The following is a 26,719-nucleotide window of genomic DNA, read 5'->3' on the forward strand; positions in this document are numbered from 1 at the left end:
TCACGATTCAGTCCGACCAGCTGCTGTCCGGACCTGGCGCGATGCCGGCGCGGATGCCGCCGAACTGACCCTGCGCGCACTGGGCGTCGCGGCCGACGACGCGCGCCAGATCGCCACACGTGAACTACCCGCACTGGCCGACGCGCACGCCGGCGCCTAGCGGCACTTGTCCTTCGCACGCTTGGGCATCGCATCAGACCGAACCCATCCCGCTGCGCCGCCATCAGCTTGAATCGAGGGCCAACCGCTCCCTCGACTCGACACAAGCCATCGCTCGATAAATCGGAGCATCGCCAGGTGCTCGATGATCGCTCTGCACTCCTGATCCGGCCATTGCGCAGCTCCCCAGAATTGGCACAGACTTATACGGACAATAAGGGAGGAGCCCGCTATGCGGGTGTTGCGAATCATGAGACTGCAAAGAACAGATGGTGACTCCAGCCTCGGGTACGGGCGCTTCACTGAATGTGATTCGAAGCGATGGACGCGTGTGTTTCTGCTGTGCGCCGTGATTGGACTCGCCGCCTGCGAAGACGATACGCAGCGAGGAAAGGTGAGCGGATTACCTGTCTACTGCGATCCTCTGGGCGATGCGTCGGCGCAAATCGCCATCAGCTGCTTCGGCTGCAAGATCGACAATGTCGAAGCAGCAGCCGATGGTGATTTCCATAGCGCCGCGACGGTAACGGTCCTGGCATCGCCTGATGAGGGCGGAGCGACGATCCGCTCATCAACGGTGTTCTTCTATGGTGGCGGGCCCGGCAGCAAACCTGGGGCCTTTATTCGCCTTCCCCAGGATCCGAGCGGCATCGTGAGTTGGACAACAGTGCGTATTCGCACCTACAGCTCATTCGCCCTGGTGGGCGATGAACGCGCGCAGATTGGCTCGGCACTTGGGCTGATCGAGGGCGACCTCAAACGTGCCGACATGCCGCCCAGCGACGATTCGTCGCTGCCCCAAACGTACGTTTACTTTGAAGCGACGCAACCGTTTGACAACGTGGAGATCGAGTTCGCTGCCCCAGGGCTGCGAACCGATCCTGCCGTCGTTGAGGTATTTGCGCTTTGCGAGAATGGCGGATTGCTTTGATTGAACCTCGGCACTGGACACCGGCGTGACGCGATCCAGTTGTTCAAAGTGAGTGCCCTGGAGCGTCTGCAAACGGCGCACCTTATGCACTCGTCATCGCAGCCAAATCCTCCGGAACCACCGGGGCGGGCACATTGAGATCCGTTGAAGACTCAGCCGCACTCAAGGCTGAGCGTTTTCCCGCGATCCAATGTCGAAGCGCTAGTCCCAGCTGAGCGCCCCGCCGGTCTGGTATTCCGTGACGCGGGTTTCGAAGAAGTTCTTTTCCTTCTTCAGATCGATCAGCTCGCTCATCCACGGGAACGGATTGCCCGCGCCGGGATATGGCTCGTCCAGACCGATCTGCGCGCAGCGGCGGTTCGCGATGTAGCGCAGATATTCGGAGAACATCTCCGCATTTAGCCCCAACACGCCACGCGGCATCGTGTCGATCGCGTAGCGGTATTCCAGCTCCACCGCCTGTTCCATCAGGCTGCGAATCTCCGCGCGGAATTCCGGCGTCCACAGATGCGGGTTCTCCTGCTTGATCTGGTTGATCAGATCGACGCCGAAGTTCAGATGCATCGACTCGTCACGCAGGATGTACTGGTACTGCTCGGCAGCACCGACCATCTTGTTGCGCCGCCCCAGCGCCAGGATCTGCACGAAACCCACGTAGAAGAACAGGCCTTCCATGATGCAGGCGAACGCGATCAGCGAACGCAGCAACCGCTGGTCGTTCTCTGGCGTTCCGGTCTTGAAGGTCGGGTCCGTCAGCGTCTGGATGAACGGCAGCAGGAACGCCGCCTTGTCGTGAATGCTCGGAATCTCGTTGTACATGTTGAAGATCTCACCCTCGTCGAGGCTGAGACTTTCGATGATGTACTGGTAGGCGTGCGTGTGCAGCGCTTCTTCAAACGCCTGCCGCAACAGATAGCGCCGGCATTCCGGACTGGTGATGTGGCGGTAGGTGCCGAGCACGATGTTGTTCGCCGCCAGCGAATCCGCCGTCGAGAAGAAACCCAGATTGCGCTTGACGATGCGACGCTCGTCCTCAGTCAGACCCTTGGGATCGTTCCACAGCGCGATGTCCGCCGCCATGTTGATCTCCTGCGGCATCCAGTGATTCGCGCAACCGTCCTGATACTTCTGCCACGCCCACTGGTGTCGCCCCAGACTGCCGAGCCCCGCCTCGGCATTGGTCGTCGGCTCCGGCGCATTGATGACGCCCAAGGGAACATCGGAAAACGACAGCGCAGCTTCAGTCAGGGGCATTGAACAAGGCTCGAATGGAATACGGAGAACTGACCGCCGCAGCGGTGAATCCTGAAGACCTTAGTCAATCCACCCCACAACACCGACTGATGCAGGTCAATGCATCAACTGTCATTGCCCTTCTGGAGAGCTGGAGACGCCGCCTCCGGCACCACACCTGTTCATCCCGTTGTTCTTGCACAAGCCGGTAACGCCATTTAATTCAGTGGACCTTTTCTGTGTTTGGGTCTTAACGCCGCGGCGAGTAGCATCAGTAATGAACCGATAGGGAATGCACCGCCCCCGGAACTACCTCCATCATCGTCAGCAATTTGCACATTGATGCCATCTTGGCTCCCGATTTCAGCTCCGTTTGAAGTTGACTCAAGGGCAACCGAGAAAGTTTCCGGCTGCTCGGTTTCCGAGTCATTGATGATTTGAACGGGAATAGCGAGCTGCATGACGCCGCTCGCAAACGTCACCGTCCCACTCCCAGAAAAATCAATGCCTGGCGTGGCATCAATACCTTTTGAGCTGTACGTGACACTCACTCCACCCAGGCAACCATTTGAACGAACAAGGTCGATCATCAACGGCGAGGTTGCTTCCGAAGCCGTCTGCGTCGGGCGCGCGAATTCTACCAAGCCCGGTTTGGCGACCAACGTTGAATCAGCAGCGCCGTTATTCGCCGTGTCTGTTTCGTATTGATCACTATCAACCACGGCACTCATTTCGACGTTGTCGCAAGCGAGATCGGGCCTGATGACATCAAAAGTCAGCTGCTGTGAGGCGCCAGCGGAGAGAGGCTCACTCAGACTACATGTGATTTCCTGCGTCCCCGAACATTGCCAACCTGTAGTTTGCGAGCTGAAAAGGGAGTGCCCATCAGGAAGCATCACGTTCGCAACAACACCAGCGGCTTGACCTACTCCGCTACTGCTCACCGGATGTGCGTTTCTTACAGAAACCAGATAAGACGAACTATTGCCACCCAACGATTCAACGAGGTCATCTGAAACGGTCATTCGGAGATCGACGCTCTCAGGGCCGACAGCCCGTCGAAAATATCCCTCACGCTGACCGCTGCCGCCGTCAAGCAGCGTGTATTGCCACACGAAAACCGGATCGCCGTCAGAGTCCACTGCAACCTCTGGCGAGTCAACAACCTGCGTGCTCGACTCAGCAACAACAATTCCGGCTGCGCTCGGTGCTCCGTCTTGATCAAAGTACTGTGCAAAACACCTTGCGTAGTTGCCGGCTTCCCAAGCGATCACAGCATCACCATCATTGTCCAGCCCAATCGAAGGATTCCGTGAACTGCCCGCATAAACCTCAAATTCATCCTCCAACGGCGTCCCGTTTGGGCTGTAGCGCCTGCGCATGATGTGGTTGCTCGAATCTCCGGTCCAAGTGACGGTGTATCGGCCACTAGCATCGATATCGACATCGGGGCGATAGACCGCAGCCGTCTGATTGACTTGAACGATTGCACCCATTGCGCCATTTGCGCTGATGGTTCTGGAGAAAATATTGCCATCAACACCCCATGCAACGATCGCAGTGCCATCTGCGTTCATCGCAACTGAGGAATAAGAGATTCCGTCGGCGGGTGCGAGGACGGCGACGTCAAACGGTGCGGTCGTAACGGCACCGTCCGCCTGTATCCTGACGGCACTGATATGCGCACTCGTTCCGGAGTTCGTCCAAACAACAAGCGCTTGCCCATTCGGAGACACCGCGATCTTGATGCCAGAGGCATATGATTTTCCAAGATCGACGCTAATTTCCGGACCGAGCGACATCCCGTCTTTCGAATAACGACGGTACTGAATCCTAGTAAAGGAAACGTCGATTCCCGACTCCTGTATCCACACAGCAGTCGAAGTGCCTGTGTCATCGATGCCAACATCGACATCGGAGTAGTACGCACCGGCCGCTGGGTAATAAAGCACTTGCTGATCCCCTCGAGGGGAGCCTCCCGGCGCATAAAAACGAATATACGCACCACTCAAGCCCGAAGCCCCATTTCGGGGCAATTCGGACCAAACGACCGCGGCATCTCCGGTTGAGGACATCGCGACGTTTGGTCTTATAACGTCGTACTCCGTTTCAGCATGAAACCTCTTTGCCGGTCCAAGAAAGTTTCCCGGCGATAGAGCTACTGCTGTTCCGAGATGAAACAATCCCACTATTGCAAAGACAAATATTCCGGATCGCATCTCGACCCTCCCTTTGTATTTATGTATTTGCGGTTGAAATTATAGGAATGTTAATCAGGGCTCGATATCGTCATTTTCCTACTCGTTCATCACCCCTCAGCTCGAAGACTTTTTCTGCAGAAAATGCTCTCTAGACATTCGACTTCCAGAAGAGAATTTGCGCTCTTTCGTAACGCCGCTCGCCAATTAAACGACGAAGCCAAGTGGCACGCTTCGATTTTGGCGTAACCGATTGATCGCTCCAGACTCATCGCTTTCCACTCCTTGAGGAGGCCGGCAGTTACATGTTGACGCCCCTCCCAGCAATCCCCGATGCTGCACTCTCCGCCCTATTGATCTCCCCTCGCGCGTCATCCCGGCATGCACTCGATTGAAGTCGTTCTGGCGATGCTGCTCGCCGTGGTGGTCAGCGGCTATCTGGTGCGGACCCTGCCGATGTCGATTCCGCTACCGTTGGTGCAGATCGGGCTCGGGGCAGTCATTGCCGGCGGGTTCAAACGCGGCGTTGCGCTGGACCCCGGCCTGTTCTTCCTGCTGTTTCTGCCGCCGCTGTTGTTCCTCGACGGCTGGCGCATTCCCAAGACCGGGTTGTTCCGCGACAGGACGGTGATCCTGGAACTGGCACTGGGTCTGGTGCTGTTTACGGTGGTCTGTGCGGGCTTCCTGATTCACTGGCTGATTCCGGGCATGCCGCTGCCGGTGGCGTTTGCGCTGGCAGCGATCGTCTCGCCGACCGATCCGGTGGCGGTGAGTTCGATCGCGGCGCGCACACCGATCCCCAAGCGGATGATGCATATCCTCGAAGGCGAGTCGCTGCTCAACGATGCGTCCGGCCTGGTGGCGTTCCGCTTCGCCGTGGCGGCGGCGATAACGGGCGGCTTCTCGCTGGGCGCGGCATCGCTGACGTTTCTGTGGCTGGCGATCGGCGGGCTGGCCATCGGCTCCGGCGTAACCTTCGGCATCAGCCTGGCGCAGCGCTGGCTGTCGCGACGCTTCGGAGAGGAAAGCGGCTCGCCGATTCTGTTGAATCTGCTGACGCCTTTCGGCGCTTATCTGGCAGCAGAGCATCTGGGTGCGTCCGGCATTCTCGCCGCGGTCGCCGCTGGCATCACGATGAGCTATGTGGAGTTAACCGGCCGCGCGCTGGCGACCACACGCGTGCAACGCGCAGCCGTATGGGACACGGCGCAGTTCGCCTTGAACGGCATCGTGTTCGTGCTGCTCGGCGAGCAGCTGCCGTGGATTCTGGTGGACGCGATCTCGTCCGTCCGCGAGATGGGCTCGCACCCGGCGTGGCTGGCGGTCTACGCGCTGGGGCTCAGTCTGGGACTGGCGGTGCTGCGCTTCGTCTGGGTATGGACGTCGCTGCGCTGGACCTTGTTCCGCGCCAGCCTGCGCGGTGAGCGCATGCGCGCGCCACAGTGGCGCATGGTGCTGGCGATCTCGATGGCCGGCGTGCGTGGCGCACTCACCCTGGCCGGTGTGCTGACGCTGCCGCTGGCGCTGCCCGACGGCAGTCCGTTCCCGGCGCGTGAGCTGTCGGTGTTTCTGGCTGCGGCGGTGATCCTGTTTTCGCTGCTGACGGCGGCATTCGGCCTGCCGCGCGTGCTGCGTCATCTGGCGGTCCCGGCGGCCGATGAGGCGGAGTCGGACGAAGAACATGCACGCAGACGCGCCGCGCATGCCGCGGTCGAAGCCGTGGAGCGCGCGCTCCAGCGGCTGGAACTGGATGCCTCCGATGCCGAGCTGTACACCAGCGCGGCGACGCGGGTCATCGCCAGCTATCAGCGGCTGATCGATACCGAGCCGGCGACCGGTGTCGACGCTGCGCGCCTGCGCCGCGCCGACCGGGCCGAGCGCGAACTGCGGCTTGCCGCACTGGCGGCGGAACGCGACACCATCTTCGATCTGGCGCGCCGCAATCAGCTCTCCGATGAAGTCTCGCGCAAGCTGGTGCGCGAGATCGATCTGCTGGACGAGCGCTTCCGGCTGGCACTGCAGAGCGGCAACGGCTCTGCGCCGTAAGCCGCGGTCGCGGTCGCGGTCGCGGTCGCGGCAGGCTGCCGCTTCCGCTATGGTCCACCGCGCTAATTCACGCAAAACGATGCGGCACCGTACCGTGTCGCCCCCTTTAATGTTGTTGCGAGCAGGAGCCTCGGAATGAGCACGATGCAGGCGATTGAGATTTCTCAGCCCGGCGCCGCCGATGTCTTGCGTCTGTGCGAACGCGCAGTGCCGGTGCCGGGACCGGGGGAAGTGCTGATTCAGGTTCACGCCGCCGGCATCAATCGCCCGGACGTGCTGCAGCGCATGGGGCTGTATCGCGCACCGGCGGATGCCTCCGACCTGCCCGGGCTGGAAGTGGCAGGCACGATCGTCGGCGGCGACGTCGGCGACAGCGGCTTCAAGCTCGGCGAGCGGGTGTGTGCGCTGGTGCACGGCGGCGGTTATGCCGAGTACTGCTGCGCGCCAGCCTCGAACTGTCTGCCCGCACCCAAGGACTGGTCCGATGCGGAGGCCGCATCGTTGCCGGAAACCTGTTTCACCGTGTGGAGCAATGTGTTCGAACGCGGACAGCTGGGTGCCGGCGAGACGCTGCTGGTTCAGGGCGGCAGCAGTGGCATTGGCGTGACCGCGATCCAGATCGCGCATGCGCTGGGCCATTGCGTGTTCGCCACCGCCGGCAGCGACGACAAGGTGCGGGCCTGCGAAGCGCTCGGCGCCGAGCGCGCGATCAACTATCGCGAGGCGGACTTTTCCAAAGCCGTGCGCGAATACACCGACGGTCGCGGGGTGGATGTCATCCTCGACATCGTCGGCGGCGAATACGTGGCGCGCGAGATTGCCTGTCTGGCCGACGACGGCCGGCTCGTGCTTATTGGCGTGCTGGGCGGTACCACGGCGCAAATTCCGCTGGCACAAATCCTGATGCGGCGTCTGACGGTGACCGGCTCGACCTTGCGCCCGCGATCCGATGCCTACAAGGCGCAGATTGCCCACGCGTTGCGTGAGCGCGTCTGGCCGCTGATTGACGCGGGCAAGATCAAACCGGTGATCCACCAGACCTTTCCGCTGGCGCAGGCCGCGGACGCACACCGACTGATGGAGAGCAGCACGCATATCGGCAAAATCGTGCTCACGCTCTAGCCTCTCTCCACACCCGAGTCAGCCCTATTCAGGGCTGTCGTGGCGACCGGATGGCCGGCTCGTCAATGGCCGTCCAGCCGGACTGGACGCCCGCTTGGAAGCGGGCATTGCCTGCCCGATGGGCGGCCCCTGGCGCCCGATGTCAGACGTCCCACACCGAGCGTGCCGGCCTTACAATCTTCCGTCGGCCTCAGCAACATCCTTGGCCGGTTTATCGCGGAACGAGCCGCCCGGTAGCCATGACACAAACTTCCAGTGTCGAGAGCAGCCTTCATCCAGACCCCGCTGTACTGGCCGAACACTCCCCAACGACCCGCAGCGACTGGCAGGTCCTGCGCGAATTCATCCCTTGGCTTAAACCCTACGGCGGCAGAATCGCGGGCGCACTGGCGATGGTGCTGCTGGCCAAGCTCGCGAATCTGTACGTTCCGGTCGCGCTGAAACAGATCGTCGACCGGCTCGACGTCGAATCCGGCTTGCTGGCGATACCGGTGTCCATCCTGCTCGCATACGGCGCGGCGCGCGTGGGTGTCTCGCTGTTCACCGAACTGCGCCAGGTGATCTTCGCCCGGGTCATGGCACGGGCTTCGCGCGATATCACCCTGCGGGTGTTCCGGCACCTGCAATCGCTGTCGATGCGCTTTCACTTGCAGCGCAGAACCGGCGGCGTGGCGCGCGACATCGAACGCGGCGGCGCGGCCGTATCCGACCTGCTGGACTGGGCGCTCTATTCGATCGTCCCCACCTCGGTCGAGATCCTGCTCGTCACTGCGGCTTTGGTCTGGGCCTACGGCTGGGACTACGCGCTGATCACGCTGGCGATTCTGGCGGCCTATGGCGTGTGGACGGTGGCAGTGACCGAATGGCGTACGCGATTTTTCCGCGCCGAGGTTGAAGCCAATACGCGCGCCAACGAACGTGCAGTCGACTCGCTGCTGAACTTTGAGACGGTCAAGTATTTCAATAACGAATCCCATGAGGTGCGACGCTTCGACAGCCATCTGCGACACCTGGAAGACGCGCGGGTCAAGTCAACCGCGAGTCTTGCGGTGCTCAACCTCGGTCAAACCCTGGTCATCGCGCTCGGCATCACCGCGATCATGTGGCGTGCCGCGGCAGGCGTCGTCGACGGCAGTCTGACGCTGGGCGATCTGGTCCTCATCAATGCCTTCCTGCTGCAGCTGTCCGCGCCGCTGAACCTGCTCGGGATGATGTACCGCGAGGTCAAGCAATCGTTGACGAGCATGGAACGCCTGTTCGCCCTGCTCGACCAGCCGCTCGAGGTGCACGACGCTGCCGATGCCGTGACCCTGGAAACCCGGCTGCCGCGGATCCACTTCGAGAACGTCAAGTTCGCCTACGACACGCGGCGACCGATCCTGCGCGGAATCGACTTTGAAATCGAACCGGGCGCCAAGGTCGCGGTGGTCGGCCAGTCCGGCTCCGGCAAGTCGACGCTGGCGCGCCTGCTCTATCGCTTCTATGACGTCAGCAAGGGCAGCATCACGATCGACGGGCACGACATCCGCTCAGTCACTCAGGCTTCGCTGCGCGAGGCAATCGGCATCGTTCCGCAGGACACCGTGCTGTTCAACGACACGATCGCGTACAACATCCGCTACGGTCGCATCGACGCGACGGATGCGGAGGTTGAAGCGGCCGCACGCGCAGCGCAGATTCACGAGTTCATCGAACGTCAGCCGGATGGCTATCAGACGATGGTCGGCGAACGCGGACTGAAACTCTCCGGCGGCGAGAAGCAGCGTGTCGCCATTGCCCGCGCGCTGCTGAAGAATCCGGCAATCCTGATCTTCGACGAGGCCACCTCGGCGCTGGACTCCCAATCAGAGCAGGCCATCGAGGACGAGCTGCGGCGTATCCAGGTCGGCCATACCGCTTTGATCATCGCGCACCGGCTGTCGACGGTGATGGACGCCGACCAGATTCTGGTGATGGAGGCCGGACGCATCGTCGAACGCGGCCACCATGAGGAGCTGCTGGAAAAAGGCGGTGCGTACGCGCTGTTGTGGGCGATCCAGCAACGCGAGCAGGTCGCCGATGCGGACGAAGGCACCGAGGATGTGGAAATCGCGGCCGCCCCGGCCAGCGCCTGAGCGCGTTGATCGGGGCAGCCGGACAACTCAGTCGTCGCGCATTTCCAGATTGCGGCTGAGCAGCAGCGCCACCAGCGTGCCGACGGCACCGGACAGCAGGTACAGACCGACGTAGCCGACGCCGAAATGCGCGGCGATGCTCAAGGCGACCAACGGGGCAAACGCCGCACCCAGCAACCAGGCGAAGTCGGAGGTCAGCACCGCGCCGCTGTAGCGGTAGCGGCTGGCAAAGCTGGAGTTGATCGCGCCGGCAGCCTGCGCATGCGTGAAACCCAGCAGCGCGAAGCCGAACACGATGAACAGATAGGCACCGACCTTGGATCCGTGCAGGAACATTGGCAGCATGCCGGCGAGGCTGAACACGGCAATCAGCGCGGCGCCGATCGCGAGCGTCGCGCGGCGGCCGATACGATCGGCGACGACGCCGGAGGTCAGCATCGTCAGCGTGCCCAGGACCGCGCCGCAGGCCTGCACCAGCAGGTATTCGCTGACATTGTCCTTGGTGAACAGCGTCGCCCAGGACAGCGGGAAGACCGTGACCAGATGAAACAGGGCAAAGCTGCCCAGCGGCGCGATCGAGCCCAGCACGATGTTCCGGCCCTGTGTGCGCACCAGCTCGCCCAACGGCGACGGCACCAGTTCCAGCGACTTCAGCAGATGAGTGAACTCGGGGGTGGCGACCAACCGCAGACGTGCGAACAGCGCGACGACGTTGATCGCAAACGCCACGTAGAACGGATAGCGCCAGCCCCACGACAGGAAGTCCGCCTCCGACAGCTGCATCGTCAGGTATGCGAACAGAGCGGCGGCGATCAGAAAGCCCAGCGGTGCGCCGAGCTGCGGAATCATCGCGTACCAGCCGCGGCGTCCGGCCGGCGCGTTGAGCGCCAGCAGCGACGGCAGACCGTCCCAGCTCCCCGCGATACCCAGGCCCTGCGCCACGCGCAGCAATGCCAGCGCCGCGACGGCAGCCATGCCGATGGTTTCGTAAGTCGGCAGAAAGGCGATGCCGGCGGTCGCGGTGCCGAGCATGAACAGCGCCACCGTCAGCTTGGTGCCACGGCCATAGCGCTTGTGGATGACCCGGAACAGCAGCGAGCCGAAGGGCCGCGCGATAAACGCCAGCGAGAAGATCGCAAACGAGTACATCGTCGCGGTCTGCTCATCGACAAACGGAAAGAACACCCGTGGAAACACCAGTGCCGACGCGATGCCGAAAACAAAGAAGTCAAAAAACTCCGACAGACGGCCGATGATCACGCCGATGGCGATCTCGCCCGGCGCCACCGGCCCGTGGGACGTGGTCTGGCGTTCGTGACCGCTGGGCGCTGCGGCCGGTGAGGAAGATAGTGTCGACATTCCGCTCTCGGTGCTGATGGGCAGAAGAATACTAGGATATGCAGGCGGCAAAGATCGCACGATCGGCGCGCGGCGGACATAGGACAAAACGTCCAATCGCGGTCTCGGGTCCGGCTGCTTAGAGTGGCGCCCCGGTTGTCCATATGCGTCGAGTCATGTCCGTAAGAACGCTACGCCAAGCGCCGTTGCTCCTGCTTCTGCTCCTTCTGTCAGGCTGCAAGGCCGTCGTCATGAGTCCGTCCGGCGATGTCGCCGCACAGCAGCGCGATCTGATTGTCATCTCAACGATCCTGATGCTGCTGATCGTCGTCCCGGTGATGGTGATGACGGTGTGGTTCGCCTGGCGCTACCGCCACACCAACAAGGAAGCGACTTACACCCCGGAATGGAACCACTCGACGCCGTTCGAGCTGGTGATCTGGACCGCGCCGCTGCTGATCATCATCGCGCTCGGCGCGCTGACCTGGATCGGCACGCATCTGCTCGACCCCTACCGCCCGCTGGCACGCATCGACGCCCAGCGCGAACTGCCGGCGGACGTGAAGCCCCTGCGCGTACAGGTCGTGGCTCTGGACTGGAAATGGCTGTTCTTCTATCCGGACTACGGCATCGCCTCGGTCAACGAGATGGCGGCGCCGGTGGACGTGCCGATCAATTTCGAAATCACGGCTTCGACGGTGATGAACTCGTTCTTCGTGCCGGCGCTGGCGGGCCAGATCTACGCAATGCCCGGCATGCAGACCCAGCTGCACGCGATCATCAACGCACCCGGCGACTACGAAGGCTTTTCGGCCAACTACAGCGGCCACGGCTTCTCGCACATGCGCTTCCGCTTCGCGGGCATGAACGGTAACGACTTCGACCAGTGGGTCGATCAGGTCCGCGCCAGCGATCTGGCACTGAGCCGCGAAGAATACCTGCGCCTGGAGAAACCCAGCGAGCGTGAACCCGTGCGCCACTACGGCAGCGCCGCGCCGGACCTGTTCAATGCCATCGTCAACCTCTGTGCCGACCCCAACAAGATGTGCATGCACGACATGATGGCGATCGATGCGCAGGGCGGCCTGGGTCTGGCCGGCATCTACAACGTCAAACAGCTGACCTACGACCGCGACCGTCGACGCGATGTCGAGAACCCCGCCGATTCTTACGTGCTGGCGATGTGCGCCGTGAACCCGCAGGCGCCAATGTCGCCGGCCGCCAGCGGTCCCCGCTACGGCTCCGCACGCCTGGAACCCTGATCCCACTCTGATGCCGATGACTCAGATGCAAGACCGCTCCGACCTCATGCAATTCCTGTTCGGCCGCCTGAGCTGGAATTCGATTCCCTACCACGAACCCATCATCGTCTGGACCTTCGTCGGCACCGCGGCGCTCGGCATGGCGGTGCTGGCCTGGATCACCAAGCAGCGCGCCTGGGGCACGCTGTGGAACGACTGGTTCTGCAGCATCGATCACAAGAAGATCGGTGTGATGTACATCGTGCTGGGCCTGATCATGATGCTGCGCGGCTTTGCCGACGCCATCATGATGCGCGCGCAGCAGGCATTCGCCTTCGGCGATTCGATGGGCTATCTGCCGCCGCATCACTACGACCAGATCTTCACCGCCCACGGCGTGATCATGATCTTCTTCGTCGCGATGCCGTTCGTGACCGGCCTGATGAACTACGTGGTGCCGCTGCAGATCGGCGCTCGCGACGTCGCGTTCCCGTTCCTGAACAACTTCAGCTTCTGGATGACCACCGCCGGCGCCCTGCTGGTGATGCTGTCGCTGTTCATCGGCGAGTTCGCAATGACCGGATGGCTCGCGTACCCGCCGCTGTCGGGCGCTGCCTACAGTCCGGGCGTCGGCGTTGACTACTACATCTGGGGACTGCAGATCGCCGGTGTCGGCACGCTGCTGTCCGGCGTCAATCTGATCGTGACGATCGTGAAGATGCGCGCGCCCGGCATGAGCCTGATGAAGATGCCGGTGTTCACCTGGACCGCGCTGTGCACCAACGTGCTGATCGTCGCCGCGTTCCCGATCCTGACCGCGGTGCTGGCCCTGCTGACGATGGACCGTTACGTCGGCACCAATTTCTTCACCAACGATTTCGGCGGCAACGCCATGATGTACGTGAACCTGATCTGGATCTGGGGCCACCCCGAGGTCTACATCCTGATCCTGCCGATCTTCGGCGTGTTCTCCGAGATCGTGTCGACCTTCAGCGGCAAGCGCCTGTTCGGTTACAGCTCGATGGTCTACGCCACCGTCTGCATCACGATCCTGTCGTATCTGGTGTGGCTGCATCACTTCTTCACGATGGGCTCGGGCGCCAGCGTGAACTCGTTCTTCGGCATCACCACGATGATCATCTCGATCCCGACCGGGGCAAAGATGTTCAACTGGCTGTTCACGATGTACCGCGGCCGCATCCGCTTTGACGTGCCGATGCTGTGGACGATGGGCTTCATGCTGACCTTCGTCGGCGGCGGCATGACCGGTGTGCTGCTGGCGGTGCCGCCGGCGGATTTCGTGTTGCACAACAGCCTGTTCCTGATCGCGCATTTCCATCACGTGATCATCGGTGGCGTCGTGTTCGGCACCTTCGCCGGCATCAATTTCTGGTTCCCGAAGGTCACCGGCTTCAGTCTCGACGAGTTCTGGGGCAAGGTCTCGTTCTGGTTCTGGATCGTCGGCTTCTACCTCGCCTTCATGCCGCTGTACGTGCTCGGCCTGATGGGCGTGACCCGCCGCATGAGCCACTTCACCGATCCCAGTCTGCAGATCTGGTTCCAGATCGCCGCGGTCGGCGGTGTCCTGGTCGGACTCGGCATCCTCGCCTTCATCGTGCAGCTGGTCGTCAGCATCCGCCGGCGTCATGAACTGCGCGACGAAAGTGGCGATCCGTGGAACGGCCGCACGCTGGAATGGTCGACCTCGTCGCCGCCGCCGGCCTACAACTTCGCCTTCACTCCGCGCGTGCACGACCAGGATGCGTGGTGGGATATGAAGCAGCGCGGCTACCGGCGTCCGGAAACCGACTTCGTGCCGGTGCACATGCCGAAGAACACCGCCGCCGGCATCGTGCTCGCGGGCATCAGCATGATCTGCGGATTCGGATTGATCTGGCACATCTGGTGGCTGGCCGGCTTGGCCTTCCTGTCGCTGGTGTTCGGAGCAATCCTGCACAGCTTCAACTACAACCGTGACTATCACATCCCCGCGGACGAAGTAACGCGTGTCGAACAGGCGCGCACGCAACAGCTCGCCACGCTGCAGGCTTGATGACCATGAGCACACACGCAATGTCCGCTAACGCCGCAACCTCCGGCGCGCACGCAGACGAGTTCATCGTCCGTGAGGATCATCATCCCGAAAACGGGACGATGCTCGGCTTCTGGCTGTACCTGATGAGCGACTGCCTCATCTTCGCCGTGCTGTTCGCAATCTACGGCGTGGTCGGCAGCAACTACGCCGCCGGTCCGTCACCGGCGGACCTGTTCGACCTCGACATCGTCGCGGTCAACACCGCGATGCTGCTGCTGTCGTCGATCACCTACGGCTTCGCGATGCTGGAGATGGCGCGCAAGCGCACCCAGATGACACTGATCTGGCTCGCGATCACCGGTGTGTTCGGCCTGTGCTTCATCGGCATCGAACTGTACGAGTTCCACCACCTGATCCACATCGGCGCCGGCCCGCAGCGCAGCGCATTCCTGTCGGCGTTCTTCACGCTGGTCGGCACGCACGGCCTGCATGTGAGCTTCGGCCTGATCTGGCTGGTCACGCTGATGACGCAGGTGCGCAAGCACGGCCTCACCACCGAGAACCGCCGTCGCCTGAGCTGCCTGAGCCTGTTCTGGCATTTCCTCGACGTCATCTGGATCGGCGTCTTCACCTTCGTTTACCTGATGGGAGTGCTGCGATGAGCACCGTCAATCCGCATCTCGACGCGCATGGCGAAGACACGCGCAATTTTCATGGTCATGACGACGGTCACGGTGACGGACACGGCGAAGCGCACGGCAGCTTCAAGGGTTACCTCACCGGCTTTCTGCTGTCGGTGGTGCTGACGGCGATCCCGTTCTGGCTGGTGATGGAAGAAGTGCTGCCGAGCAAGCAGCTCACCGTCGTCATCGTCCTGGCGTTCGCGCTGGTGCAGGTGCTGGTGCACATGGTGTACTTCCTGCACATGAACACGCAGTCCGAGGGCGGCTGGAACATGCTGGCGCTGATCTTCACGCTGATCCTCGTCGTGATCACCTTCGCCGGCTCGCTGTGGGTCATGTATCACATGAACGAGAACATGATGCCGCTCAGCGTGCATGAGGCGAAGAACCTGCCATAAGCAGGCGCGTGCATGAGCACGGCGACGCCCCGACCGTCATCGATCCCACGCCTGCTGGCTTTCGGCGGCGTGCTGCTGGCGTTGTTCGTGCTCTTCATGGCGCTGGGTCACTGGCAGGTGCAGCGTCGCGCCTGGAAGCTGGAACTGATCGAGCAGGTTGAGCGTTACCAGACCGCCGAACCCGAAGCCGCGCCACCACCCGCGCAGTGGCCCAAGATCGGCAAGGCCGACGAGTACCGCCGGATCACTCTGGGCGGCGTGTTCGAGCACGCACGCGAGACCTGTGTTCAGGCCGTGACCGTGCAGGGCCCCGGCTACTGGGTTCTCACCCCGCTACAGACGACGGACGGAACGCGCGTTCTGATCAATCGCGGCTTCGTCGATCAAGAGCACTGCGAAGCCGCAACACGCACCGGCGGGCAGATCGACGGTCCGGTGACGGTCGTCGGCCGCCTGCGCCTGAGCGAACCCAAAGGCGGCTTCCTGCGCGATAACGATCCGGTCGCAAACCGCTGGTACTCACGCGATGTCGCGCAGATCGCAGCGGCGCGCGGTCTCGATCCGGCTCAGGCGGCCCCCTACTTCATCGATGCCGAGGCCAGCGTTGCCGGCGGACCGGTTGGCGGGCTGACCGTGATCCACTTCCGCAATCACCACCTCGGCTATGCGCTGACCTGGTACGGGCTCGCTGCGATGGTGGCCTTGGCCGCGGCGATTATCGCGCGGCGCGAGTGGCGTCTGCGGCACCAATAAGGCCCTTCCGCTACGATGCGCTGATGGCCTCCATTTACTCCATGGCCCACCTGCGTACGGGCGCCAGCGGCGAGGCAACTGCCTCGCAGAACATGCTGCAGCTGATCCAGCTGCGCTGGATTGCCGTGTTCGGGCAAATCACCACGATCACCTTCGTCGATCTGGTGCTGCAGATCCCACTGCCGCTGCTGGACATGGCACTGGTGATCAGCGGGTTGATCGCCCTGAATCTGTTCAGCCTGTTCCGCCCGCGGCGGCGCCACCCGGTGCGCAACGGCGACCTGATGGCCGGCCTGATGGTCGACGTCGCCGCCCTGACCGCCCTGTTGTATCTGAGCGGCGGCGCCACCAATCCCTTCGTGTTCCTGTACCTGATCCAGGTCACGCTGGGCGCGGTGCTGCTCGAAGCGTGGTCGACCTGGACGCTGGTCGGTGTGACCAGTCTCTGCTTCGCCGGCCTCACCCACTTCTATGTGCCGCTGGCGCTGCCCGATCCGCAGCCGGATGATCTGTTCCAGCTGCACATCATCGGCATGCTGATCTGTTTCGTCATGGACGTGACGCTGCTGGTGACCTTCATGACGCGCATCAACGCCAACCTGCGGCGGCGCGATGCGCGACTGGCGAACCTGCGCCAGCGTGCGGCCGAGGAGGACCACATCGTGCGCATGGGCCTGCTCGCGTCCGGCGCCGCACACGAACTCGGAACGCCACTGTCGACCTTGTCGGTCATCCTGGGCGACTGGCGCCACATGCCGGTCTTCCGCGCGGACCCCGAGTTGCTTGACGAAATCGCCGACATGGAAGCCGAAGTGCGTCGCTGCAAGAGCATCGTAACCGGCATCCTGATGTCGGCCGGCGAAGCGCGTGGCGAAACCACCGAACTGACCACGCTTCGTCACTTTCTCGATGAGCTGGTCGAAGAATGGCGCAGTTCGCGGCCCGTCGAGGATCTGGACTACACGCTCGAAGAAGCCAACGACGAGCAGGCCTGTCTGGACTCTCCGATCGTCTCGGACTCCGCGCTCAAGCAGGTCATCCATACCGTGCTCGACAACGCGCTGGAAGCATCCCCGCAATGGGTCGGCCTGGCGATCTTCTGCGATCACGGCACGCTGTCACTGACCGTGCGCGATCGCGGTCCGGGCTTCGCGCCGGAAATGCTCGGCCAGATCGGCAAGCCGTACCAGTCGACCAAGGGCCGTCCCGGTGGCGGGCTCGGCCTGTTCCTGGTCGTCAATGTCTTGCGCAAGCTGGGCGGCCGGGTCAGCGCAGGCAACAGCCCTGAAGGCGGCGCCGTCGTATCCTTGTTCCTGCCGGTGTCGGCACTGTCCATCGAGGGAGACGATGAATCCGCAAGCTGAACGCCTGCTGTTGATCGTCGAGGACGACGCAGCTTTTGCGCGCACACTGAAACGCTCGTTCGAACGGCGCGACTACCGCGTGCTGCTGGCCAACGGCCCCGACGAAGTGCGGTCGTTGCTGGAACAGGCATCGCCGCAATTCGCCGTGGTCGATCTCAAACTCGGCAATGCGTCCGGCCTGTCGGTGGTGCAGCAGCTCAATGCACACGACGCCGAGATGATGATCGTCGTGCTCACGGGGTTTGCCAGCATTGCGACCGCGGTCGAGGCGATCAAACTGGGCGCCTGCAATTACCTGGTCAAGCCATCCAACACCGACGATATCGAGGCCGCGTTCAACAACGAGCCCGCTGATACCGCCTTGCCGCAGGCCGGCACGCGTCCAACCTCGATCAAGACGCTGGAGATGGAGCGCATCCACGCGATGCTGGCCGAGACTGACTTCAACATCTCCGAAGCCGCACGCCGCCTCGGCATGCATCGGCGCACGCTGGCACGCAAGCTGGCCAAACGCTGGGTGCCCTAGGCACCCCCGGACTTACAGCGGCTGCGCCGCGAAGGTGTCGCATTGCTGCAGGCTGCCGGAGGCGAAGCCGCGCTGGAACCAGCGCACGCGCTGAGCGGAGGTGCCATGCGTAAAGGCGTCCGGCACCACCTGTCCGCGCGCCTGCTTCTGCAGGCGGTCATCGCCAATCGCGGTCGCGGTATTCAGCGCTTCCTCGACATCACCGGCTTCCAGCCACTGATGACGCTGCTGGGCGTGATAGGCCCAGACACCCGCCAGGCAATCGGCCTGCAGTTCCTGGCGCACCAGCAGACCGCCGTCACCCTCCACCGTCTGCCCGCTGCGCCGCGCCTGATTGACCCGGGCTGAAACCCCGAGCAGGGTCTGCACGTGGTGACCGACTTCGTGCGCAATCACATAGGCGTCGGCGAAATCGCCACCGCCGCCGAGCTTGCGCGTCATGTCATCGAAGAAGCTGGTATCGAGATAGACCTGATGATCGCCTGGACAGTAGAACGGTCCGCTGGCGCTGGTCGCGCCGCCGCATGCGGACCGCACGCTGCCGGAAAACAGGATCAGTCGCGGTTGCTCGTAGCGCTCGCCGCGTTGCTGAAAGATCGCGCCCCAGACGTCCTCGGTCTCGCCGAGGATCGCACTGACGAAGTCGCCGGCTTCATCGTTGACCGGCGCGGACGGGGACGTCGCTGCGGGAGCGCTCTGACTGATCTGATCGATCAAGCCCAGCATTTCCATCGGATTCTTGCCCAGCAGCAGCGACAGTACGATCACCACCCCGATGCCGCCCAGCCCCAGGCGCCCGACACCGCCGCCGCCGCGACCGCGGCGGTCCTGCACATTGCTGCTGCGACGCCCCTGCTTCCAGTCCATCGTTGACTTCCGGTGCCGATGATTCCGCGCAGTCTGTCGCAAAACGACGGCTAGCAGGTCCTTGTGCGGCGAATCCTGGGTGACGCCGCGATACAGCACTGGCCTAATAGCGCGTCTTCACGAATCCAGGCCTACGCCATGACCCTAACGCTGCAATTCGAACCAATCCCGGTACTTTCCCTGATCGGCGGCATCGCGATCCTGCTGCGGCCGCGATTGCTCAACTATATCGTTGCGATCTACCTGATCGCGGTGGGCCTGATCGGCATCCTGCACCTTCACTGAATGCCGATCAGGCAAGTCGCCTACTTCTCGACGAAGGCGCGTTCGATCACGTAGTCGCCCGGCGTGCCGATATGCGGCGAGATCACGAAGCCGCGGGCGTCGAGCATGCGCTGGGTGTCGGCGAGCATGGTCGGGCTGCCGCAGATCATCGCGCGATCCACCGCCGGGTCCAGCGGCGGCAGCCCGATGTCGTCGAACAGCTTGCCGGACTCGATCAGATCGGTCAGGCGCCCACGGTTGCGGTAGGGTTCGCGCGTCACCGTCGGGTAGTAGATGAACTTGTCCCGCATCATCGCGCCGAACAGCTCGTCATTCGGCAACGTCTGCGTCAGGTATTCCTCATAGGCCAGCTCGCTGACCCGGCGCACGCCGTGAACCAGCACGACCTTCTCGAAGCGCTCGTACATGTCCGGGTCCTTGACCAGGCTCAGGAACGGCGCCAGCCCGGTACCGGTACTGAACAGGTACAGATGCTTGCCGGGCTTCAGGTCGTCCAGCAGCAGCGTCCCGGTCGGCTTGCGGCTGACCAGAATCTCCTGCCCCGGCCGCACGTTCTGCAACAGCGAGGTCAACGGGCCGCCCGGCACCTTGATGCTGAAGAACTCCATGTGGTCTTCGTGATTCGCGCTGGCGATGCTGTAGGCGCGCATCAGCGGTCGTCCCTGTACTTCCAGACCGATCATCACGAACTGGCCGTTACGGAACCGCAACGCCGGATCGCGGGTGGTGCGGAAGCTGAACAGCGAATCGTTCCAGTGCTGCACGCTCAGAATCTGTTCGGTACCAATAGCGGCCATGTGAGTTCACTCGAATCCAATGAGACGGCGCCGGTATTGCGCCGGCCGGCTATGCTAATCAGCCAACGGCAGCAATGCGCGCATATCGTTATGACAAAACGAGATCAGAAAGATTCCGCGGGGCTCGACGGCATCCGGTGGGTACCGCGCGGGCATCGCCGCAGCGACGCACGGCAGCGCGCGCTGCCGCTGCTGTCCGGACTTTGCCTGATCACGCTCGCAGGCTCCGGCTGCACCAATCAAGAGGTCTACGACAGCACCGAAGCCTGGCGCATCACCCAGTGCGATCGATACGCACCGCGTGATCGTGAGGAATGCCTGCAGCAGGCCAGGATGCCGTATTCGGAATACAAGACCAACCGGCACGAACCGGTGCCCAGCCCAACACCCGAGCCGACGCCGTGAGCGCGTGGCTGCCGGCACCCACGCAATGGGCCGCCTTCGTCGCTGCCAGCGTGGTGCTGGCGGTCACGCCAGGCCCCGGTGTCCTTTACATCGTGACCCGCAGCCTGACGCAAGGCCGCAGCGCAGGCTTAGCCTCGGTTGCCGGCGTTGCTCTCGGCAATTTCGGCAACGCCACGTTCGCAGCGCTGGGGCTGGCCACCGTGCTGGCGCTTTCGGCCGAACTGTTCACTGCGATCAAATGGCTGGGGGCGGCGTATCTGATCGTGCTGGGGTTGCGCGCCTTGCGTCGACCCACCGTTGGCAACGAGCTACGGCAGCCACCCGCCACGTCACTGCGGCGCATCTTTGTCGACGGCTTCTGGGTGGCCCTGCTGAATCCGAAGACCGCGCTCTTTTTTGCTGCATTCCTGCCGCAGTTCATGTCAACCGACGCCGAGCCGGTTGCACAGAGCCTGTTGCTCGGTGCGGTGTTCGTGGGGATCGCCGCCACATCCGACAGCCTCTACGCCCTCGGCGCCGGGCATCTCGGCGCTCGCTGGCTGCGGCGCAACCCGCTGCAGAGTCTTGGCCGCTATGCGGTCTGCCTGGTCTACGTCGGGCTTGGATTGCTGACCGCATTTGGCGCGCAGCGCGCGCCGTCACGCTGAAGCGTCATTGCGTTCAATGCAGGTGCAGCCGTGCCAGTGGCGCCGGCTCCCCTTCCGACGTGATCCAGAGCTCGCCGGCATCGTCCCAGGCCACCGCCTCGATCTGCGGGTACTCAGGCAAATCGAGACTGACCGGGCTGCGCTGCATGGACTGCAACCAGCTTTCGTCCGCAACCCGGTGATAGACGTGGGCCTGGCTCAGGCTGACGACCACCAGCGCATCGGCGGCGGCGTTGATATCCATCGACGTGGTCCAGTTAATCTGCTCGGGATCGGCACTGCCGTCAGGTGCGCGCGGGATTGCAATCTCGCCCAGCGCCTCGGCCACGACCAGCGGCACCGTAGGCGCCAGCGGCACGCGGTACAGCTGCGGCACCGCATCGCGCTTGGATAGCAGGTAAACGCTGCCTTCGGCGGCATCGACGGCGATGCTCTCGGCGTCGCGCGGACCGTCCGGGTAGATCAGCGTGATCGTGCGCACTGGCGTCGCCGACAGCTCGAACGGTCGCGACAGCTGCGTGGTGTCCGGCTCGTCGACGATGTACAGGGTCACGACCGGCCGGAACGCGCTGTTGTCGCCGATATCCGCCAGCAGCAGCCTGGGTTGGCCGTCCTCGACGAACGAGGTCATGTCCTCCCAGTCCAGATTGGCCGCGAGATTGAGCTTGAGACTGCCCTGGTAATGCCCGGCGTGATCGACCGCATAGGCGGTCGCGGCACCGCCGCTGTCGTTGTGCGTCCACAGCAGCTGGGGATCAACCTGCGAGCGCGCAAGGCCGGAGGATTCGTTGATCAGATCGGTGTCGATCCGATACTCCTCCAGCGCAACGGCATCACCGGTACCGCTGCCGGACGCCTCCGGACTGCTTGCCCCACAGCTGCTCAGTGCCCACGCAAACACCGCACAACCGGTGGCAACGACCAGGGCACGCAAGGCTCGGCCGAGGTCCGCATTCACTTGCACAGCGACAGCTCCACGGCCGGCGCATCGGCCGGATAGAGCCGGTCGGTATACAAGCGATCCTGCAGCGTCATCAGGCAGCCCGGATAGTTGGTGATGATGCCGTCGACGCCAAGATCGATCATCGCCTGGATGTCGTCCTGCGCATCCGGTGTCCACGGATCAACGCGTTTTCCCGCGGCGTGCGCGCTGGTGACGAATTCCGCATTCAGATCCGGCGAATCGAACACTGGCGCGACGTAGTCATGTCCGCCGGCCACCGCGACCGTCAGCGCATACGTCGCACCGGTCGAGCTGAGGAACAGCGTCTGGATCGTCGGGTCCATCGCCTTGATCGTCTGCACCGCGAACGGATTGAACGACTGCACGATGATGCGTTCGGCAATGCCGCTGTTCTGGATCAGCGGCACCAGCACGCCGGCGGCCTGGACGCCGAGCGGGTCGTTGAGCTGGATCTTGATCTCGATCGTCACCGTCGGTGCGTAGGTTCCGGTGAAGCCCGCCGTGAACGCGAACAGTTCCTCCGCGGTCGGAATCCGCACGCCGTAGCCGCGCAGCGGATGCTCGCGCGCCTCGTCCGGTGAGGTGGTCGACTGCCCCGGCGACCACCAATAGCCGGCGTCGCATGCGCTGATCTCGGCATAGGTCTTGTCACTGACGGTGCCGGTACAGTCGGTGGTGCGATCCAGCGTCGTGTCATGCAGCAGCACGGCGATGCCGTCGCTGGTCAGCACCATATCGGTCTCGAAGTCGTCGACACCCAGGCGCGCGGCGTTGCGGTAGGCCATCATCGTGTTTTCCGGCGCATAGGCCGCGCCACCGCGATGGGCCGAGACGAACGGCACAGCCACGAATGACGCCGGCGGCGGTGTGGGTGTCGGCGTGGGACTGGGCGGCGGCGTGCCGCCCGACGATCCATCCCCCACCGGCTGCGAACTGCCGCAACCTGCGAGCAGCAGCGCGGCCACTGTGCACAGCATCCATCGCTTCATCATCCCCCGCTTGATCATCCCCGGTCCCCGTGTGTTATTCGTTGTCAGCGTCCGGTAATCCATACCGGTGCCAGGTACGCCACCGACGTGCCGTCGGCATCATGCACGCGTACGAAGTACCAGTGCCGGGCACCGGCTTCAACCGGCAGCTTGAACTGTGCCTGGCTGCCGTACACCGCCGACAGCAGCTCCCCGCCGCTGCCGTACAGACGGTAGTCACCCATGAACGGCGTGCCGTCGCGCCGCGTCAGCTTGGCGCTGAGCTCGACCGGACCATGGGCTGCGTCGCAGCTCAGCCGCGCGCCCATCGGCGCCTGATGATCGACCACCACTTGTGCTCGCAGATGCTGTCCCGGCGACAGCGCATAGGTGCGCCGTGCGAGCCAGGCTTCCTTGAAGGCATCGTCATTCAATCCGGTCGCCAAGGTCACGGTCTTGGGCCGCTCCTCGGAACCGAACTTGAGCTGATGCTCGTCCTCCGAGCCGATCGGAGACAGCATCCAGCCAATATCCAGCGCGTGCACGTACTCGTCCATGTAGCGATCGTTGCCGTTGGAGTCGTTGTAGACCTCCTGACCGAACATGCGCTCGACCGCTTCGGGAATCAGCGTGTAGTCGTTCCAGTTGCAGCCGGGATCGCCGACGCTGTCGAACAGGCATTTGTCCGACGGATGATTGAAGTGCCCCAGGCCATCACCGCCGCCGCCGAACGGCACCGGCGCCGTGACGCTGCCGCCCAGGCCGACCGTGTCCGGATCGCGCGTGAACCAGTCCCAGAACGTTTCCATTGTCACCAGATAACCGAGATCGGTCTTGGCATTGGAAAAATTCTTCGAGAAGTAGACGTTGATATGGCCGAAGCGGTCCGAGGTCCACTCGAAGCCACGCACGGCAAGAAAGTCGCCCGTGCTCGCTGCGGCAGCCTGATCGGCCGTGCTCTGCCATTTGACCAGTTCGTCGGCGGTCGGCGTCAGGCAGGTCAGCAGGCCGTCTGGCGTAGTGAAGCAGTCCGAGCCGACCGAAATGAATACGCCGGTATCCAGCGTATCGGAATGCTCGCTGCCGGCCGCGAAGTCGTAGCCGGCCTGCTGGATCGTGCGGTAGTAGTCGGCGGGAATCGTGTGGATGTCCCCGTCCGAATACGCGCCGTGCTCATGCATCGTGCCTTCGTAATGCTTCAGTGCATCCAGCGGCGTACCGGTATAGGCGTCGCATTTGGACGACGCCGGGGTTCCGACTGGCGCCGTCTGTGTATCTGTATCGGCAGGCACCGAGGAGCCGCACGCCGACAGGCCCAACGCCAGCAGGCAGCCGGCGCCGCGCAGCGACCGTGGTGAGGTGAATCCGGACGACAGCAAAGATCGGACATCCATCATGGCGGCACTCATCACGGCAGGGCGGCGGCGCTGACGCCGTCAGGGAGTACGGCGCCTTCGCGGACGTACAGAGGAATCTGCTCCAGCGGCGCAAGGATGGCGATGCGGGTCGGGCCCTCGACAGTCTGACCGGTCCAGAACGAGGTCCAGCGCCCCGGTGGGATGAATACCGTGCGCGGGAACACTTCGAGACCCGACAGCGCATCGGTCAGCGGCGCGACCAGCAGATCCGGACCGAACAGATACTGGTTCTCGGCGTTCAGGGCCATCGGCTCATCGGGGAATGCATAGGCCATCGGCCGCACAATCGGCACCCCGGTTTCGATCGATGCCCGGGCATGACGCGCGATGTACGGTACCAGCCGGTCATGCAGGGTGGCGTAGGTGCGGTAGACGCGCACCGCACGGTCACTGACCCACCACGGTGGCACATCGGTCTGCATGATCGGCGACAGCGCGCCGAGCTGGGTCCAGCGGATGAACAGGTTGGTTCCCGGCGGCAGCAGCGGAATGCCGCCTACCGATTCGCCGGCATCCTGACGCAGACCGGCATAGCCGCCGATGTCGGCTCCGTTGAACACGAAGCCGCTGACCGAAAGCGACAGCAGCGAGCGCAGCGCCTGGGTCAAACCCAGTTCACCAAAGAAGCTGCCGTTGTCTGCGGCCCAATGCCCGGACCACTGCGCAGAACCATTCCAGCCACCGCGCGCAAAGATCGCAAAGTCGTCGCCGCGCTCGGCGCGAAAGGCTTCGTAGATTGCCCGGTGATAGCGGCCGACGTAGGCGTTGTGATTGAGGCGGTTGTGCAGTCCGTTGTTCCACACCGAGTCATCCGACAAATCCTCTTCCCCGCGGTCGACTTTGACGCCGTCGATGCCGCGACGGATCAGCGCGCGCAATCCGTCGCGCCACCAGGCGTAGGCGTCGGGATTGGTGAAGTCCAGATGCGGATCGATGCCGCGCGTCGGATAGTAGGTCGCATCATTGCCGTCCGCGCGCGTGCCGGTGACGAGCCAGCCGCGCTCGGCGGCATCGCTTTCGTACGCACCACTCATGAATGGCGACAGCCACACCATCAGACGCACACCCTGAGCATGCACTTCGTCGATCAGCGCGTCGGCATCCTCGAAACGGCCAGGATCGAAATCGAAGCTGCCCTTGCCGGCGTCCCAGGGGTTGTCCAGCCATACGGCGCCCAGCGGGATGTCGCGATCGAGCATGCCGTACAGCAGCGCACGCACCGTCTCGGTGCTGGTATCGGAGTCCTGCCAGACCATCGGCCGGAACATCCAGTCCGGCGGCGTCCATTGCGGACGGCCGGCACGCGCGGTGTGTGTGCTGACCATCTGCTGCGGCGTACCGCGATACAGCACCACCTCCATCGAAGCGGCTTCCTGCATCAGGTTGACCGCATCGTCGCGCTCGTCCGGATTGGCAAAATTGATCTCACCACGCGCGTCCGACGGCCCCCACGCACCCCAGCCACAGGGGCACCAGAAGAAGCTCGCGGCGATCTCGTTGGTCGAGGTCTCGCGGTTCGACTTCGGTCCGTGACTGATCCAGAGCGGCAGACTGGTGCCGCGCATGTCGATGCCGGAGAAACGTTGACCGCCGCCAAAGTAGTGCTGATCTCCCGGACTGCTCCAGGCGATCTCGGTGGCCTGGACCTCGGCGGCCTGCGGCGTGAAGCGGAGTTCCAGCGCGCCGTCATCGGCAAAGCGCAGTGCCAGTTGTGCGCCGGCACCGTCGCCGGTGCGCAGCGCGACCGTCGCCGTATCGCCGGACAGCTGCACCGACTCTGCCGTGGTCGCACGCTGCCAGCCGTCCCCCGTGCGATAGCCGAATGCGGCGTAACTGATATCCGGCAACCCGGGATACGCCTGGTCGATACCGTCCTGCTTGTCGTTGTTGCTGTCGTAGTCGTCATTCGACGACGGATCTGCCGCAGCCGCCGCGGACTGCAGCACCACCGTGCCATCCACGGTCAGCCAGCGCAGGCTCAGCGGGTTGCGGTTCAGTTCAACGCTCGAGTGACCGTCGCCGATGCTGAATCGCTCGGCGTTCTGGTCCAGGCTGAGACCGGATGACGTCTCGCCCGCGCCAGTCCCGTTGGTCGGGACCGAAGTTGCACCGCAGGCGGACAACAGAAAGACGGCGGCAATGGCTGCCGCCGCCGGATAAACACACGGCATGGCTGAAAGACTTCACAGGGAACAGCGCGCAGCGTAGGCCCGGCCGATGACGCGCC

The 26,719-nt window shown here is 63.3% G+C and carries 22 protein-coding genes and 1 pseudogene; 14 read left to right on the plus strand and 9 right to left on the minus strand.

The window, feature by feature from the left end; genetic code table 11:
* Nucleotides 1–391: 391 nt before the first annotated feature.
* Nucleotides 392–1,090, plus strand: a complete 699-nt coding sequence (locus tag E4T66_RS14020; protein ID WP_169577629.1) for a hypothetical protein — start codon at nucleotides 392–394, stop codon at nucleotides 1,088–1,090.
* A gap of 201 nt (nucleotides 1,091–1,291) precedes the next feature.
* On the opposite strand, the pseudogene E4T66_RS14025 reads toward E4T66_RS14020, so the two are convergent.
* Both E4T66_RS14025 and E4T66_RS14030 read right to left on the minus strand, forming a co-directional pair.
* Nucleotides 1,292–2,239, minus strand: a pseudogene (locus tag E4T66_RS14025) (ribonucleotide-diphosphate reductase subunit beta); the annotation flags it as partial.
* Between the two features lie 302 nt (nucleotides 2,240–2,541).
* The gene (locus tag E4T66_RS14030) at nucleotides 2,542–4,398 is read right to left on the minus strand and encodes a Calx-beta domain-containing protein (RefSeq protein ID WP_169577630.1); all 1,857 of its coding nucleotides are present in this window, start codon (nucleotides 4,396–4,398) and stop codon (nucleotides 2,542–2,544) included.
* A 504-nt stretch (nucleotides 4,399–4,902) separates the two neighbouring features.
* On the opposite strand from E4T66_RS14030, the gene E4T66_RS14035 reads away from it, so the two are divergent.
* The 3 genes from E4T66_RS14035 to E4T66_RS14045 all read left to right on the plus strand — a co-directional run bounded on the left by E4T66_RS14035 (nucleotide 4,903) and on the right by E4T66_RS14045 (nucleotide 9,803).
* On the plus strand, nucleotides 4,903–6,567 hold the full coding sequence (locus E4T66_RS14035) for a Na+/H+ antiporter (RefSeq protein ID WP_136849672.1): 1,665 nt from the start codon (nucleotides 4,903–4,905) through the stop codon (nucleotides 6,565–6,567).
* A gap of 144 nt (nucleotides 6,568–6,711) precedes the next feature.
* Nucleotides 6,712–7,689: an NAD(P)H-quinone oxidoreductase gene (locus E4T66_RS14040; RefSeq protein ID WP_136849736.1), complete on the plus strand. Its 978-nt coding sequence runs from the start codon at nucleotides 6,712–6,714 to the stop codon at nucleotides 7,687–7,689.
* Between the two features lie 239 nt (nucleotides 7,690–7,928).
* A complete protein-coding gene (locus E4T66_RS14045; RefSeq protein WP_136849673.1) occupies nucleotides 7,929–9,803 on the plus strand; it encodes an ABCB family ABC transporter ATP-binding protein/permease in 1,875 nt (624 codons plus the stop codon).
* 27 nt (nucleotides 9,804–9,830) lie between these two features.
* On the opposite strand, the gene E4T66_RS14050 is transcribed toward E4T66_RS14045, so the two are convergent.
* Nucleotides 9,831–11,162 (minus strand): MFS transporter, encoded by a 1,332-nt coding sequence (locus E4T66_RS14050; protein ID WP_136849674.1) that lies wholly within the window; start codon nucleotides 11,160–11,162, stop codon nucleotides 9,831–9,833.
* A 155-nt stretch (nucleotides 11,163–11,317) separates the two neighbouring features.
* Between E4T66_RS14050 and cyoA the strand changes: the two genes are divergently transcribed.
* The 7 genes from cyoA to E4T66_RS14085 are packed head-to-tail and all read left to right on the plus strand — an operon-like array spanning nucleotide 11,318 to nucleotide 18,141.
* Entirely contained in the window at nucleotides 11,318–12,403 is a 1,086-nt protein-coding gene (cyoA, locus tag E4T66_RS14055) for a ubiquinol oxidase subunit II (RefSeq protein ID WP_136849675.1), read from the plus strand.
* A 25-nt stretch (nucleotides 12,404–12,428) separates the two neighbouring features.
* The gene (cyoB, locus tag E4T66_RS14060; protein ID WP_136849676.1) at nucleotides 12,429–14,435 is read left to right on the plus strand and encodes a cytochrome o ubiquinol oxidase subunit I; all 2,007 of its coding nucleotides are present in this window, start codon (nucleotides 12,429–12,431) and stop codon (nucleotides 14,433–14,435) included.
* Between the two features lie 20 nt (nucleotides 14,436–14,455).
* Nucleotides 14,456–15,079 carry a cytochrome o ubiquinol oxidase subunit III gene (cyoC, locus tag E4T66_RS14065; RefSeq protein WP_136849737.1) on the plus strand — a complete coding sequence of 208 codons (624 nt, stop codon included), beginning with the start codon at nucleotides 14,456–14,458 and terminating at the stop codon, nucleotides 15,077–15,079.
* Nucleotides 15,076–15,498, plus strand: coding sequence for a cytochrome o ubiquinol oxidase subunit IV (gene cyoD, locus E4T66_RS14070; RefSeq protein ID WP_136849677.1), 423 nt, complete (start codon nucleotides 15,076–15,078; stop codon nucleotides 15,496–15,498). The genes cyoC and cyoD overlap by 4 nt, the downstream gene beginning before the upstream one ends.
* A 12-nt stretch (nucleotides 15,499–15,510) precedes the next feature.
* Nucleotides 15,511–16,251, plus strand: coding sequence for an SURF1 family protein (locus tag E4T66_RS14075; protein ID WP_136849678.1), 741 nt, complete (start codon nucleotides 15,511–15,513; stop codon nucleotides 16,249–16,251).
* A 23-nt stretch (nucleotides 16,252–16,274) separates the two neighbouring features.
* Nucleotides 16,275–17,615: an ATP-binding protein gene (locus tag E4T66_RS14080; protein WP_211242929.1), complete on the plus strand. Its 1,341-nt coding sequence runs from the start codon at nucleotides 16,275–16,277 to the stop codon at nucleotides 17,613–17,615.
* Nucleotides 17,599–18,141, plus strand: coding sequence for a response regulator transcription factor (locus E4T66_RS14085; protein WP_136849679.1), 543 nt, complete (start codon nucleotides 17,599–17,601; stop codon nucleotides 18,139–18,141). Before E4T66_RS14080 ends, E4T66_RS14085 begins: the two co-directional genes overlap by 17 nt.
* Before the next feature lie 12 nt (nucleotides 18,142–18,153).
* Here E4T66_RS14085 and ypfJ read toward each other — a convergent pair whose 3' ends face one another.
* Nucleotides 18,154–19,008, minus strand: coding sequence for a KPN_02809 family neutral zinc metallopeptidase (gene ypfJ / locus E4T66_RS14090; protein ID WP_136849680.1), 855 nt, complete (start codon nucleotides 19,006–19,008; stop codon nucleotides 18,154–18,156).
* A 138-nt stretch (nucleotides 19,009–19,146) separates the two neighbouring features.
* Here ypfJ and E4T66_RS14095 point away from each other — a divergent pair, with 138 nt between their 5' ends.
* Nucleotides 19,147–19,293, plus strand: coding sequence for a DUF3096 domain-containing protein (locus E4T66_RS14095; protein ID WP_136849681.1), 147 nt, complete (start codon nucleotides 19,147–19,149; stop codon nucleotides 19,291–19,293).
* A 20-nt stretch (nucleotides 19,294–19,313) separates the two neighbouring features.
* Here E4T66_RS14095 and E4T66_RS14100 read toward each other — a convergent pair whose 3' ends face one another.
* The gene (locus E4T66_RS14100) at nucleotides 19,314–20,090 is read right to left on the minus strand and encodes a ferredoxin--NADP reductase (RefSeq protein ID WP_136849682.1); all 777 of its coding nucleotides are present in this window, start codon (nucleotides 20,088–20,090) and stop codon (nucleotides 19,314–19,316) included.
* Between the two features lie 90 nt (nucleotides 20,091–20,180).
* Between E4T66_RS14100 and E4T66_RS14105 the strand changes: the two genes are divergently transcribed.
* A complete protein-coding gene (locus E4T66_RS14105) occupies nucleotides 20,181–20,495 on the plus strand; it encodes a hypothetical protein (protein WP_136849683.1) in 315 nt (104 codons plus the stop codon).
* Entirely contained in the window at nucleotides 20,492–21,142 is a 651-nt protein-coding gene (locus tag E4T66_RS14110) for a LysE family translocator (RefSeq protein ID WP_211242930.1), read from the plus strand. The genes E4T66_RS14105 and E4T66_RS14110 overlap by 4 nt, the downstream gene beginning before the upstream one ends.
* Before the next feature lie 13 nt (nucleotides 21,143–21,155).
* Here E4T66_RS14110 and E4T66_RS14115 read toward each other — a convergent pair whose 3' ends face one another.
* Genes E4T66_RS14115 through E4T66_RS14130 form a run of 4 tightly spaced genes read right to left on the minus strand, consistent with a single transcriptional unit; the run spans nucleotide 21,156 to nucleotide 26,663 of the window.
* Nucleotides 21,156–22,106, minus strand: coding sequence for a hypothetical protein (locus E4T66_RS14115; RefSeq protein WP_136849685.1), 951 nt, complete (start codon nucleotides 22,104–22,106; stop codon nucleotides 21,156–21,158).
* Nucleotides 22,097–23,083, minus strand: a complete 987-nt coding sequence (locus E4T66_RS14120) for a glycerophosphodiester phosphodiesterase (protein ID WP_169577631.1) — start codon at nucleotides 23,081–23,083, stop codon at nucleotides 22,097–22,099. The genes E4T66_RS14115 and E4T66_RS14120 overlap by 10 nt, the downstream gene beginning before the upstream one ends.
* A gap of 56 nt (nucleotides 23,084–23,139) precedes the next feature.
* Nucleotides 23,140–24,483: a hypothetical protein gene (locus E4T66_RS14125; RefSeq protein ID WP_211242931.1), complete on the minus strand. Its 1,344-nt coding sequence runs from the start codon at nucleotides 24,481–24,483 to the stop codon at nucleotides 23,140–23,142.
* On the minus strand, nucleotides 24,483–26,663 hold the full coding sequence (locus E4T66_RS14130; protein ID WP_136849688.1) for a glycoside hydrolase family 31 protein: 2,181 nt from the start codon (nucleotides 26,661–26,663) through the stop codon (nucleotides 24,483–24,485). Before E4T66_RS14130 ends, E4T66_RS14125 begins: the two co-directional genes overlap by 1 nt.
* Nucleotides 26,664–26,719: the final 56 nt, after the last annotated feature.

The organism is Sinimarinibacterium arenosum (assembly GCF_005047655.1).
GTDB lineage: Bacteria > Pseudomonadota > Gammaproteobacteria > Nevskiales > Nevskiaceae > Solimonas.

What these genes read in the sequence shown, in the direction of transcription:
- E4T66_RS14020 (WP_169577629.1), top strand. Translation starts at nt 392, where the DNA reads ATGCGGGTGTTGCGAATCATGAGACTGCAAAGAACAGATGGTGACTCC.
- E4T66_RS14030 (WP_169577630.1), bottom strand. Translation starts at nt 4,398, where the DNA reads ATGTCCTCAACCGGAGATGCCGCGGTCGTTTGGTCCGAATTGCCCCGA.
- E4T66_RS14035 (WP_136849672.1), top strand. Translation starts at nt 4,903, where the DNA reads ATGCACTCGATTGAAGTCGTTCTGGCGATGCTGCTCGCCGTGGTGGTC.
- E4T66_RS14040 (WP_136849736.1), top strand. Translation starts at nt 6,712, where the DNA reads ATGCAGGCGATTGAGATTTCTCAGCCCGGCGCCGCCGATGTCTTGCGT.
- E4T66_RS14045 (WP_136849673.1), top strand. Translation starts at nt 7,929, where the DNA reads ATGACACAAACTTCCAGTGTCGAGAGCAGCCTTCATCCAGACCCCGCT.
- E4T66_RS14050 (WP_136849674.1), bottom strand. Translation starts at nt 11,162, where the DNA reads ATGTCGACACTATCTTCCTCACCGGCCGCAGCGCCCAGCGGTCACGAA.
- cyoA (WP_136849675.1), top strand. Translation starts at nt 11,318, where the DNA reads ATGTCCGTAAGAACGCTACGCCAAGCGCCGTTGCTCCTGCTTCTGCTC.
- cyoB (WP_136849676.1), top strand. Translation starts at nt 12,429, where the DNA reads ATGCAAGACCGCTCCGACCTCATGCAATTCCTGTTCGGCCGCCTGAGC.
- cyoC (WP_136849737.1), top strand. Translation starts at nt 14,456, where the DNA reads ATGTCCGCTAACGCCGCAACCTCCGGCGCGCACGCAGACGAGTTCATC.
- cyoD (WP_136849677.1), top strand. Translation starts at nt 15,076, where the DNA reads ATGAGCACCGTCAATCCGCATCTCGACGCGCATGGCGAAGACACGCGC.
- E4T66_RS14075 (WP_136849678.1), top strand. Translation starts at nt 15,511, where the DNA reads ATGAGCACGGCGACGCCCCGACCGTCATCGATCCCACGCCTGCTGGCT.
- E4T66_RS14080 (WP_211242929.1), top strand. Translation starts at nt 16,275, where the DNA reads ATGGCCTCCATTTACTCCATGGCCCACCTGCGTACGGGCGCCAGCGGC.
- E4T66_RS14085 (WP_136849679.1), top strand. Translation starts at nt 17,599, where the DNA reads ATGAATCCGCAAGCTGAACGCCTGCTGTTGATCGTCGAGGACGACGCA.
- ypfJ (WP_136849680.1), bottom strand. Translation starts at nt 19,008, where the DNA reads ATGGACTGGAAGCAGGGGCGTCGCAGCAGCAATGTGCAGGACCGCCGC.
- E4T66_RS14095 (WP_136849681.1), top strand. Translation starts at nt 19,147, where the DNA reads ATGACCCTAACGCTGCAATTCGAACCAATCCCGGTACTTTCCCTGATC.
- E4T66_RS14100 (WP_136849682.1), bottom strand. Translation starts at nt 20,090, where the DNA reads ATGGCCGCTATTGGTACCGAACAGATTCTGAGCGTGCAGCACTGGAAC.
- E4T66_RS14105 (WP_136849683.1), top strand. Translation starts at nt 20,181, where the DNA reads ATGACAAAACGAGATCAGAAAGATTCCGCGGGGCTCGACGGCATCCGG.
- E4T66_RS14120 (WP_169577631.1), bottom strand. Translation starts at nt 23,083, where the DNA reads ATGCTGTGCACAGTGGCCGCGCTGCTGCTCGCAGGTTGCGGCAGTTCG.
- E4T66_RS14125 (WP_211242931.1), bottom strand. Translation starts at nt 24,483, where the DNA reads ATGAGTGCCGCCATGATGGATGTCCGATCTTTGCTGTCGTCCGGATTC.
- E4T66_RS14130 (WP_136849688.1), bottom strand. Translation starts at nt 26,663, where the DNA reads ATGCCGTGTGTTTATCCGGCGGCGGCAGCCATTGCCGCCGTCTTTCTG.